Origin of the sequence: Dolichospermum sp. LEGE 00246 (assembly GCF_015207865.1) — a bacterium.
Lineage (GTDB): Bacteria > Cyanobacteriota > Cyanobacteriia > Cyanobacteriales > Nostocaceae > Dolichospermum > Dolichospermum heterosporum.
Genome location: NZ_JADEWA010000185.1, coordinates 1 through 9,686, shown reverse-complemented (window position 1 = coordinate 9,686; position 9,686 = coordinate 1). Strand labels below are relative to the sequence as shown.

The 9,686-nt window shown below is 38.5% G+C and carries 12 protein-coding genes; 11 read left to right on the top strand and 1 reads right to left on the bottom strand.

Going from position 1 to position 9,686, the window contains the following annotated elements:
• The first annotated feature begins 209 nt into the window (after positions 1-209).
• The 6 genes from bchL (at position 210) to IQ228_RS27160 (ending at position 4,521) form a co-directional block, all read left to right on the top strand.
• Positions 210-1,076 carry a ferredoxin:protochlorophyllide reductase (ATP-dependent) iron-sulfur ATP-binding protein gene (gene bchL / locus IQ228_RS13585; RefSeq protein WP_027400713.1) on the top strand — a complete coding sequence of 289 codons (867 nt, stop codon included), beginning with the start codon at positions 210-212 and terminating at the stop codon, positions 1,074-1,076.
• Positions 1,077-1,102: 26 nt separating this feature from the next.
• Positions 1,103-1,909, top strand: coding sequence for a DUF5331 domain-containing protein (locus tag IQ228_RS13580; RefSeq protein ID WP_027400714.1), 807 nt, complete (start codon positions 1,103-1,105; stop codon positions 1,907-1,909).
• 151 nt (positions 1,910-2,060) lie between these two features.
• Complete coding sequence (locus tag IQ228_RS13575; RefSeq protein ID WP_027400715.1) at positions 2,061-3,464, top strand: ferredoxin:protochlorophyllide reductase (ATP-dependent) subunit N; 1,404 nt, start codon at positions 2,061-2,063, stop codon at positions 3,462-3,464.
• 336 nt (positions 3,465-3,800) lie between these two features.
• Complete coding sequence (locus IQ228_RS13570) at positions 3,801-4,061, top strand: DUF4160 domain-containing protein (RefSeq protein WP_190384559.1); 261 nt, start codon at positions 3,801-3,803, stop codon at positions 4,059-4,061.
• 3 nt (positions 4,062-4,064) lie between these two features.
• Positions 4,065-4,355: a DUF2442 domain-containing protein gene (locus IQ228_RS27165; protein ID WP_193963131.1), complete on the top strand. Its 291-nt coding sequence runs from the start codon at positions 4,065-4,067 to the stop codon at positions 4,353-4,355.
• Positions 4,324-4,521, top strand: coding sequence for a hypothetical protein (locus tag IQ228_RS27160; protein WP_193963130.1), 198 nt, complete (start codon positions 4,324-4,326; stop codon positions 4,519-4,521). The genes IQ228_RS27165 and IQ228_RS27160 overlap by 32 nt, the downstream gene beginning before the upstream one ends.
• On the opposite strand, the gene IQ228_RS13555 is transcribed toward IQ228_RS27160, so the two are convergent.
• Positions 4,518-5,762: a hypothetical protein gene (locus IQ228_RS13555; RefSeq protein WP_193963129.1), complete on the bottom strand. Its 1,245-nt coding sequence runs from the start codon at positions 5,760-5,762 to the stop codon at positions 4,518-4,520. The two genes, IQ228_RS27160 and IQ228_RS13555, sit on opposite strands and share 4 nt — an antisense overlap.
• 261 nt (positions 5,763-6,023) lie before the next feature.
• Here IQ228_RS13555 and IQ228_RS13550 point away from each other — a divergent pair, with 261 nt between their 5' ends.
• The 5 genes from IQ228_RS13550 (at position 6,024) to IQ228_RS13530 (ending at position 9,281) form a co-directional block, all read left to right on the top strand.
• Positions 6,024-6,353, top strand: coding sequence for a hypothetical protein (locus tag IQ228_RS13550; protein ID WP_193963128.1), 330 nt, complete (start codon positions 6,024-6,026; stop codon positions 6,351-6,353).
• The gene (locus tag IQ228_RS13545) at positions 6,322-6,570 is read left to right on the top strand and encodes a hypothetical protein (RefSeq protein ID WP_193963127.1); all 249 of its coding nucleotides are present in this window, start codon (positions 6,322-6,324) and stop codon (positions 6,568-6,570) included. Before IQ228_RS13550 ends, IQ228_RS13545 begins: the two co-directional genes overlap by 32 nt.
• A 20-nt stretch (positions 6,571-6,590) precedes the next feature.
• On the top strand, positions 6,591-7,064 hold the full coding sequence (locus tag IQ228_RS13540; protein ID WP_193963126.1) for a DUF29 domain-containing protein: 474 nt from the start codon (positions 6,591-6,593) through the stop codon (positions 7,062-7,064).
• A 377-nt stretch (positions 7,065-7,441) separates the two neighbouring features.
• The gene (locus IQ228_RS13535; protein WP_370566892.1) at positions 7,442-8,935 is read left to right on the top strand and encodes a DUF499 domain-containing protein; all 1,494 of its coding nucleotides are present in this window, start codon (positions 7,442-7,444) and stop codon (positions 8,933-8,935) included.
• Positions 8,895-9,281 (top strand): hypothetical protein, encoded by a 387-nt coding sequence (locus IQ228_RS13530; RefSeq protein WP_228043867.1) that lies wholly within the window; start codon positions 8,895-8,897, stop codon positions 9,279-9,281. The genes IQ228_RS13535 and IQ228_RS13530 overlap by 41 nt, the downstream gene beginning before the upstream one ends.
• The last annotated feature ends 405 nt before the right edge of the window (positions 9,282-9,686 follow it).

The following is a 9,686-nucleotide window of genomic DNA, read 5'->3' as shown; positions in this document are numbered from 1 at the left end:
GACTAATAAATGGCTTAATAGTTTATAAATAAAGTATTTAATCACTTAAATAGCTGATATCAGCACCTTTCAGATTCCAGTCCCCTTTCCTTTCTAGAGAATTTGCACAATAATGACACTCAAGCACCTCACACATCCCCGAATCAATGTAGATACAGGCAAATGTTTGAGCTAAGAGTTTGTAAAGAAACTATAAGAGAGGTACAACAATGAAACTAGCAGTTTACGGAAAAGGTGGAATCGGCAAATCTACAACCAGTTGTAATATCTCTGTAGCTTTGGCTAAACGAGGTAAAAAGGTCTTACAAATTGGCTGTGATCCCAAACATGACAGCACCTTTACCCTGACTGGGTTTTTGATTCCCACCATTATTGATACCTTGCAAGAAAAAGATTATCACTACGAAGATGTTTGGCCAGAGGATGTAATTTACAAAGGTTATGGCGGTGTTGATTGTGTTGAAGCAGGTGGACCTCCAGCCGGTGCCGGTTGTGGTGGCTATGTAGTTGGGGAAACAGTCAAATTATTAAAAGAACTTAATGCTTTTGATGAATACGATGTAATTTTATTTGATGTCCTTGGTGACGTTGTTTGTGGTGGCTTTGCCGCACCGTTAAATTATGCAGATTATTGCCTAATTGTTACAGATAATGGTTTTGATGCTCTATTTGCAGCCAACCGGATTGCTGCTTCCGTTCGGGAAAAAGCTCGGACTCATCCCTTGCGTTTGGCAGGATTAATCGGTAATCGTACCTCCAAGCGGGATTTAATTGATAAATATATAGAAGCCGTGCCTATGCCTGTTTTAGAGGTATTACCTTTAATTGAAGATATCCGCGTTTCCCGCGTTAAAGGCAAGACTTTGTTTGAAATGGCAGAGTCAGATCCTTCTCTAAGCTACGTTTGCGACTATTACCTGAATATTGCTGATCAAATTCTCGCTCAACCCGAAGGTGTCGTTCCCAACGATACTCCTGATCGTGAACTTTTTTCTCTATTGTCAGATTTTTATCTCAATCCAGTAAAAGTTAAAGCCAGAAATGCTGAAGAGGAATTAGACTTGATGATTGTATAAAACATTTTACCTCTCAGGATGGACTTATGGCTTTCTTTGATAGTTTTACCGATTCGATCAAACAAAAGTGGCTGCAATTCTTTCAAGCCAATCGTGAATGGATTACGCTGCAAATGACAGTTGAATCAGTTTATACCCCCGATGGCGGAAAGCGCCCGTCTTCTTACCTCATCCTGGGAGTCATCAATGCTCTAGAACCAAAATTAGCCCAGCTAATGTTCCCCTTTGCCAAACTGAATCCAGATGCGGATATTTTAATTGAAGTTCTGGATTTGCATTTTGACCCTGATATTGCCCTTGGTAATCGTCTCAGCCCCACAGTAGAACCAGAAATGTACTCTCGTCCGTCGGCTGTGGTGGCAGATATGCCTGAATCAGAATCTTTCTCAGTCACTGAGATCAATCTGAATAATTTGGGAAACGAGACGCAAGCCACTTGGGCTATAGATAGAGATCATGAAGGTTTTGGTGGTATTTCTTTATCCGATGAAGGTGTTTCCCATCACTCAGAAGCATCATCCAGATTAGAAGCAATGGGTGATTTTGGTCATACCTCCTTTAATCCGATGTCTTTAAGTGATGAAGACGCTTTTGGAGAGATACCTGATAATGCTTTTGGGGAAATGACCGAAAATGCTTTTAGTGGACTGAATCTATCTGAAGATAATTCGTTGGATGAACTAAATACATCTGAAGAAAATGGATTTGATGATGTAGTTTCGGACATCTGGGGTGATGAAACTTCCCTGCATAATGGTGACGACAATTTGGAAGAACTGCCATCTGAAGTTTTTAATGAATCAGAGATGGCTCGTCTCTTCCCTAACAATTAATTGTTGAAAGCAGAATTTAGGTGACAGGTGACAGGTGACAGGTGACAGGGAAGAAAGTAGGGGGAAATGAATAACCCAATCATCAATCACCAATCACCAATCACCAACCATCTACTTTCCAAGTTAAAAAAATTAAAGGGAGAATATTAATATGACTGTTGCTCAACAGCCTGAAGCTTTAAATTTTGAATGTGAAACCGGAAATTATCACACTTTTTGTCCTATTAGCTGTGTAGCTTGGTTATATCAGAAAATTGAAGATAGTTTCTTTTTGGTAATTGGCACGAAAACCTGCGGTTACTTTCTCCAAAATGCAATGGGGGTGATGATTTTTGCTGAACCTCGCTATGCTATGGCTGAGTTGGAAGAGGGGGATATTTCCGCACAGTTGAATGATTATGAAGAATTAAAACGTTTGTGTGAGCAAATTAAACGCGATCGCAATCCTAGTGTAATTGTCTGGATTGGTACTTGCACAACCGAAATTATTAAAACCGATTTGGAAGGTTTAGCACCTAAGTTAGAAGCCGATTTAGGTATTCCCATTGTTGTCGCCCGTGCCAACGGACTCGACTACGCATTTACCCAAGGAGAAGACACTGTGTTAGCCGCTATGGCTCATCGTTGTCCTGAAAAGTCTCCCGTATCGGAAACTGAAAAAGGCGAGCGTAACGCCATTCAGAAGCTGATGAATTTCGGTAAGAAAAAAGAAGACATCGCTCAAGATGAATCTGAGTATGTAAATCATACACCTTTGGTGCTGTTTGGTTCTTTACCTGACCCAGTTGTCACCCAATTAACCTTGGAACTGAAAAAACAAGGGATTAAAGTTTCTGGTTGGCTACCCGCAAAAAGGTTTACAGAATTACCTGTGATTGAAGAAGGGTATTATGTCGCCGGTGTGAATCCTTTCCTCAGCCGCACTGCTACAACCTTAATGCGTCGTCGCAAGTGTAAACTCATTGGCGCACCATTCCCCATTGGTCCCGATGGTACTCGCGCTTGGATTGAAAAAATCTGTTCTGTATTGGGAATTACTCCCCAGGGTTTAGATGAACGAGAAGCGCAGATTTGGGAAAACTTAGAAGAATACGTGCAATTAATTCGCGGTAAATCTGTGTTTTTCATGGGTGATAATTTATTAGAAATTTCCCTAGCGCGGTTCTTGGTGCGTTGTGGCATGACTGTTCAAGAAATCGGCATTCCTTACATGGATAAACGCTATCAAGCTGCTGAGTTAGCTTTGTTAGAAAAAACTTGTCAGGAAATGGGTTCACCTTTACCAACAATTGTCGAAAAGCCCGATAATTACAATCAAGTTCAACGGATTTATGATTTAAAACCTGATTTGGTAATTACTGGTATGGCTCATGCTAATCCATTGGAAGCACGGGGTATTAATACTAAGTGGTCTGTGGAGTTTACTTTTGCTCAAATTCACGGTTTTGGTAATGCGCGTGATGTTTTGGAGTTGGTAACTCGTCCTTTAAGAAGGAATAATAATTTGAAGGATTTGGGTTGGGATAAGTTGGTGAGAGAGGAAGCTAAGATTTAGCTTTTTTCAGAAATATTCAGGGCGGGCTTTTTAGTCCGTCCTTTTTTTTGCACGCAGAGACGCTCCAGGCGCGGAGAGGAATGTGGCGTTGCTGATTAAGGGTATGAATTTTAGTCTCACGCAAAGGCGCAAAGACGCAAAGGTAAGATTTTTAAAGGTTCAATTTGGAAATTTCATACCTCGATTCAGCAACGCCAGGAATGTTAGAGTTGGTGTTATGGTCTTAATAATTTAATTGCATTTATAAAATTAATTAAGTAGGTAAAGATATAACAAAGATCGATCGCATCTGGTAAACTAATAATATCTAACAAGCTTTATAGGTCAGGTGATATCATGCCCGAAATATGCCGTTTTTTAGGAATTATTATTACTATGTATTATAATGATCATCCTCCCCCACATTTTCATGTTCGTTATAATCAACAAAAGGCAATTATTGAAATAGAAACATTATCAATTTTAGAAGGTAAACTCACCCCTAGAGTTCTAGGTTTAGTAATTGAATGGGCTGCAATGCACAAATCAGAACTTTTAAAAAACTGGAACTTGGCTAGACAAAATAATTCTTTAGAGAAAATTGAACCATTAGAGTAAATTATGCTGCAAGACATTATAGAAGTCATTCCTCAAAATAATTATCAACTCTATATCAAATTTGATGATGGAAAACAAGGTATTGTTGATGTTAGTCAATTAATTGAATTTACTGGAGTTTTTCAACCTTTAAAAGATTTAGATTTTTTTAAAACTGTGAAAGTTAACCCTGAATGGGGAACAATTTATTGGGATAATGGTGCAGATTTAGATCCAGATGTGCTTTATTCTGTAATTACTGGTGAATCTATTTCTAGCTATCATGGAAATCAATATATCGAAATGTATCATTAATTTAGAATTAATCACAACAAAAGCAGCCTTATTAAAAACTAAAAAGCCTTTTCCAGTAACTAAGTTGAAGGATGTAACAGGTTGTTTGAAATATGCTGCTGAACCTGCTACGCTGGAAGATATGGAAGATGCTATTCGTCAAGCTGTTGAGGAAATACAGTTTTAACCAGGTAATTCTAAAGGTTGAGAAGGAATAATAAACATTAATTCTGCACCTTCTGGTTTTGGTTCTGTAGATGGTTTTAATTGCAGCCATTCATGAAAACTAATTCCTAATTGAGATATTGCTTGTATTTCTGTTTGATAAGATTCAAATCTGTTGTTAGTTTCAATCATTGATTCCATTACTTCAAATACTTGAGGAAGTCTTGTAAAAGCTGCTTGTTTTAATTCATCGTGATTTGGACCAAACCACCCACCTTGAACCTCGATACGATCTAAAATTGCTGGTGGTAATGAATCTATCCACTGTGTATGATCTTTGGCAATTTTAAATAAATTTTTACGTTGATTTTCAAATACAGCATTTTCATCTAAATCCGAATTTATCCATTGATAAATTTTTGCTAATCTCTTTAAGTCTATTTGTCCTTGAAATTCTGGATGTAGATAGACTGCTGGATTAGATGTCAGTAAAATATTAATATATTTATGAATACGTGATTGAAGAACTTTTTTCCCTTCTTGAAACCTACGAATTGCTGTATCATGTTCTTCTAGCTCTAAATAACATCGTGCTTCTGCCAGATAAGCTAAAGATAAAGTTAATAAATATTCATCCGCAATTTGGCTTTGTTTTTCGATTTCTGTATCTGTGAAGCGAGTATAAATATGTTCAGCTTCTAAAAAACGATTGATAGCTTGTAATGCACTATCCCTTCTATTCTCAATCTTAGTCATGGTAAAAGCATTCATAGCTAAATCAAGTGCAGCACGAAAATTTGCGTAGAAGCTCAAATCAATTTTACGGTTGACTTTGTTTAATAACTCCTCTGCTTTTTGTAGTCTTTGTTCCAGTTCTTTCAATCGCTGTGCTATGACAGCAAAACCCATCACAGAAACACCAAGATTGAGGATATTAGCAGCAGTAGATACTTGCAAAATACTTTGAGAAAATTGTAAACTCTGCCCAATTGAAACGATCTGATTTTCAATACCATCTAAACGCTGATTCACCCCTGAAGCAATTAAGTTCAGTAAACCCGTAATAGGATCAAGTGCTGGTATCACTGGAGGAAGAAAGGTAGGATCTGAAGGAGCAACTGAATTAGTGTCTCGTAACCAAGTTACAATTTTCTTACTTGTTACATCCCGAATTACACCCCCAACCCGTTCAAATGTTCCATCTTGTAAGCCTTTAGCAACCCAATCTGCTAATAGAAAGGTAACTTGAATTGGTAAACTCATAATTTTTTCCTGGTTGTAAAAACTTCAGCAGCGTTATGTATAACAATAAAATTGTATATTATTTGATATTGCAACACATAACCATGCTTAGTTAATTATCCTTATAGTGTTGTATCTTGACAATATAGTGAAATGTTTTTTAACGTTTGCGTGGTGTGTTGGATAAATACCGCAAAGGAAATAAAAAGAGCGTTACCTATGGCGAGCCAAGCGATCGCAATTTAGTTATATAATTAAGGATTAAGAACTGTAACTAATTAAATGAGTGGAATAGAGAGGGAAATAACTCTAGACACTAGACATATTGCCAAGCATCTCCCAGACACACCACAAATACAAAGATTATTGCGGCGAGAAGGGTTTGTTCATGTTTTTAACGATGAAGCAACAATGCTCAGGGTAGCACAAGCCATAATAGAAAATGGCGAGTTCACAGGTATCATTCGTAATCATGAACGATATGGACTCTATTTTGCCAGCGCAATTGGCTATAGAATAGATAGGGCAAGTCAAATTCCTCTGCATTATGGTGAAATAAAAGTCACTGGAGATAGATATCATGTCATTCCCCGCACCCGACCTAGCCAATAACTGGCAATTTACAGAAATATGGGTTGACCCTACCTCTGTACCACCCTATATTTTGATGTTGCTTGGTGATGATAAAAATAATTTTTGCATTTTAGATCCTACAGAAAATTACAAGATGGTTTTTGCTTGTTCCAGTTATGAAGAAGCAAAACTTTGGCTACTTGAGGATGAATATGAGCGTGTGGAAGGTCGAGTTTTAGCGGAACAGGTAGCTTAATTTATTTGGCAGGATGCTATATGAACCATCAACTCTATGAACAAGATTTTAATCTGTGGCGAGAAACTCTCATTACCCAAATCAAAGAAAAACATTTTCATGATATTGATTGGGAACATTTACTATTAGAACTGGATGATATGGGTAAATCGGAAAAACGGTATTTCTTGAGTAATTTAACAATTTTAATTACTCACTTACTCAAGTTAACTGTTCAAGCTGATGCTCCTGAAATGATGAAAGGAAGTTGGTACAGTTCTATTACTGAACATCGGTTTAGAATTAAAAAAGATTTACAAGAAAATTCTTCTTTTAAGAATTATCTGCATGAAGTAATTTTTATGGCTTATGCTGATGCTAGAAAACTGGCAATTAAAGAAAGCAAAAATGCTAAGTTGGGAGTGAGAAAACCAGATGAAGCAGAATATCCTCTTGATTTACCTTTTACTTTAGAACAGTTACTAGATGAAGATTTTTATGGAGATATGTTATAATACTAAGTAATTGGACAAAAATATTGACAGTCATTGCGAGCGAAGGGAAGCAATCACAACCCTGGCGATTGCTTGATTTCATTTCGTTCCATATGGCTAACGCCACGCCACGCTTACGCAATGACATTGTGTAATTAACTCTGTCTCACTACCTATCATTCACACCAGGGCGAACCGGGAGTAACTTGAAGCTGTGAATTTAAGCACAATTGGGCTATATTTGTGCCGGACTATACTTATAATTAAATACACGATAAATAGATCCCGTCGAGGATCTAACTTGTAGAGTATCACTTTGCCTCAGAGATAAAGGTGCTGTTGACAGTTAGCTGTTGACAGTCAAAAACTAAGTTCAAACCATCAATATATTTATTTCTATGCTGCCTTCCATCTTCAAAACCTGTATTCCCAGAGACGAAATTTTAGCAGGGGAACTCTCCCCAGAATTATTCGCAGCTAAATTACGCTTAGTAGTTGAAGGCACAGCCCCCTACGTCTACCAAGATCCGACAGCCTTTTTTGCTAACACCTTTCCTACAGATGGGTTAAAAACCCTGATTTCCGAAGTATTTGGACGATTAGGAGGTGCTGCTATTGGTTCTCCTATCATTCGCTTAGAAACCAGCTTCGGGGGAGGGAAAACCCATGATGAAATCGCCTTGTGGCATATCGCCAAAAATGGGCGGGAAATCCCTGGATTAGAGCGTTTTGTTGATAATATTAATTTAATTCCAGAGCGTCCAATTCAAGCATCGGCGATCGCTTGCCAAGATTTAGATCCAGTTAACGGTGTTTACCATTCAGATACAGGCATTACCACCTATACCCTGTGGGGAGAAATAGCTTATCAAATCGGTGGTGTAGCAGGTTACAGCTTACTCAAAGGTTCTGATGAACAACGAGTTAGCCCCGGCACAGTAGTTTTAGAACGCATTACCCAAGGGCAACCCACAGTAATTATTCTCGATGAAATAGCCCGTTATCTCAGGGCAGCTAAAGCCACAGTAGTTATTAATAGCGACTTAGCAGAACAAGTTGTCGCCTTTTTATTCTCCCTCATGGACTTGGCAGCAGCTTCTAATAACTTAGTCTTTGTTTACACCCTCGCCTCCTCCACTGACAGTTTTGGGGCAGAAACCACAGAAATTCGGGAAACCATTTCAGCCACAGCTAGACAAGAACGGATTCTCAAACCCAGTACCGATGTAGAAATTTACAATATCGTTAAACAACGGATGTTTAGCAGCATTGAAGCCAACGCAGCCAGTGATGCCGCTAAGGAATATCTGCAAACTTATAAAGCCAGTCGGATTGACTTACCAGATGGTTGCAAAGATGCCCGGTATGCCGAAGGGATTGAACAGAGTTATCCCTTCCATCCTGAACTATTTAGCCTATTAACCAAAAAAATCGCCTCCATTCCCAACTTCCAACGCACCAGGGGCGCATTACGCCTATTTGCTGGAGTTATTCGCTATCTCTGGCAAAACGTTAACAGTCAACAGTCAACAGTCAACAGCCAACAGTCAACAGCCAACAGTCAACAGTCAACAGCCAACAGTCAACAGTCAACAGCCAACAGTCAACAGTCAACAGCCAACAGTCAACAGTCAACAGCCAACAGTCAACAGTCAACAGTCAACAGCCAACAGTCAACAGCCAACAGTCAACAGTCAACAGCCAACAGTCAACAATCCCCAAATTGGATACCCCTAATTCACACCCATCATATCCCTGTCGGCATTGAAGAAGAAATTACCAGTGATTTGACTTCTCGACTGGGGAGAGAATTAATGCGAATCCCCATCCAAGCGGACATTTATAACCCAGATGGTAGAGAAGCATATAGCCAATTACAAGACGCAGAATGAACGGTTAAAAAAACGCGCCTTTTCTACCATTGATACAGAATTTTCGGGCAGATATTTAGTAGATGGACTGCACGCCATTATTGCCATTTACCAAGCGGAAGAAAATACAGAACCTGTGCGGAGATTTCTGAAAAATACAGGATTAGTTAGCAATGATTCCTTTATGCGGACATTTGAAGTAGCATTAAAGGTAATTCCCCACATTAAAGATGAAAAGAAACGCATTTTGGAAGAGAAAGCTTTATTAGATTTGTGGTTAGCAATGGATGAGATAAAAGCCAAAGTTTCCTATCAGCAAACTGAGATACCATTAGATAATCAGGGGGGACAAATGAATTTATTTTGATAACGGTTGACGGTTGACTGTTAACCGGTGGTGGTATAATTAATTTAATTTTGTCTGAATCAGGATAACCAGGATTAGAGGATGTACAGGATGGGTTTATTTGTGAGGATCATGATTTTTGGATTTTGAGGATGGGGGTTTGTGTTTAATATTTTTTGTCTGAATCAAGATAACCAGGATTAGAGGATGTACAGGATGGGTTTATTTATGAGGATCATGATTTTTGGATTTTGAGGATGGGGGTTTGTGTTTAATATTTTTTGTCTGAATCAGGATTTCCAGGATTAGAGGATGTACAGGATGGGTTTATTTGTGAGGATCATGATTTTTGGATTTTGAGGATGGGGGTTTGTGTTTAATATTTTTTGTCTGAATCAGGATAACCAGGATTAGAGGATGTACAGG

Excerpts from the sequence above, each read along its gene's own strand:
- bchL (WP_027400713.1), top strand. The coding sequence starts at position 210 with ATGAAACTAGCAGTTTACGGAAAAGGTGGAATCGGCAAATCTACAACC.
- IQ228_RS13580 (WP_027400714.1), top strand. The coding sequence starts at position 1,103 with ATGGCTTTCTTTGATAGTTTTACCGATTCGATCAAACAAAAGTGGCTG.
- IQ228_RS13575 (WP_027400715.1), top strand. The coding sequence starts at position 2,061 with ATGACTGTTGCTCAACAGCCTGAAGCTTTAAATTTTGAATGTGAAACC.
- IQ228_RS13570 (WP_190384559.1), top strand. The coding sequence starts at position 3,801 with ATGCCCGAAATATGCCGTTTTTTAGGAATTATTATTACTATGTATTAT.
- IQ228_RS27165 (WP_193963131.1), top strand. The coding sequence starts at position 4,065 with ATGCTGCAAGACATTATAGAAGTCATTCCTCAAAATAATTATCAACTC.
- IQ228_RS27160 (WP_193963130.1), top strand. The coding sequence starts at position 4,324 with ATGGAAATCAATATATCGAAATGTATCATTAATTTAGAATTAATCACA.
- IQ228_RS13555 (WP_193963129.1), bottom strand. The coding sequence starts at position 5,762 with ATGAGTTTACCAATTCAAGTTACCTTTCTATTAGCAGATTGGGTTGCT.
- IQ228_RS13550 (WP_193963128.1), top strand. The coding sequence starts at position 6,024 with ATGAGTGGAATAGAGAGGGAAATAACTCTAGACACTAGACATATTGCC.
- IQ228_RS13545 (WP_193963127.1), top strand. The coding sequence starts at position 6,322 with ATGTCATTCCCCGCACCCGACCTAGCCAATAACTGGCAATTTACAGAA.
- IQ228_RS13540 (WP_193963126.1), top strand. The coding sequence starts at position 6,591 with ATGAACCATCAACTCTATGAACAAGATTTTAATCTGTGGCGAGAAACT.
- IQ228_RS13535 (WP_370566892.1), top strand. The coding sequence starts at position 7,442 with ATGCTGCCTTCCATCTTCAAAACCTGTATTCCCAGAGACGAAATTTTA.
- IQ228_RS13530 (WP_228043867.1), top strand. The coding sequence starts at position 8,895 with ATGGTAGAGAAGCATATAGCCAATTACAAGACGCAGAATGAACGGTTA.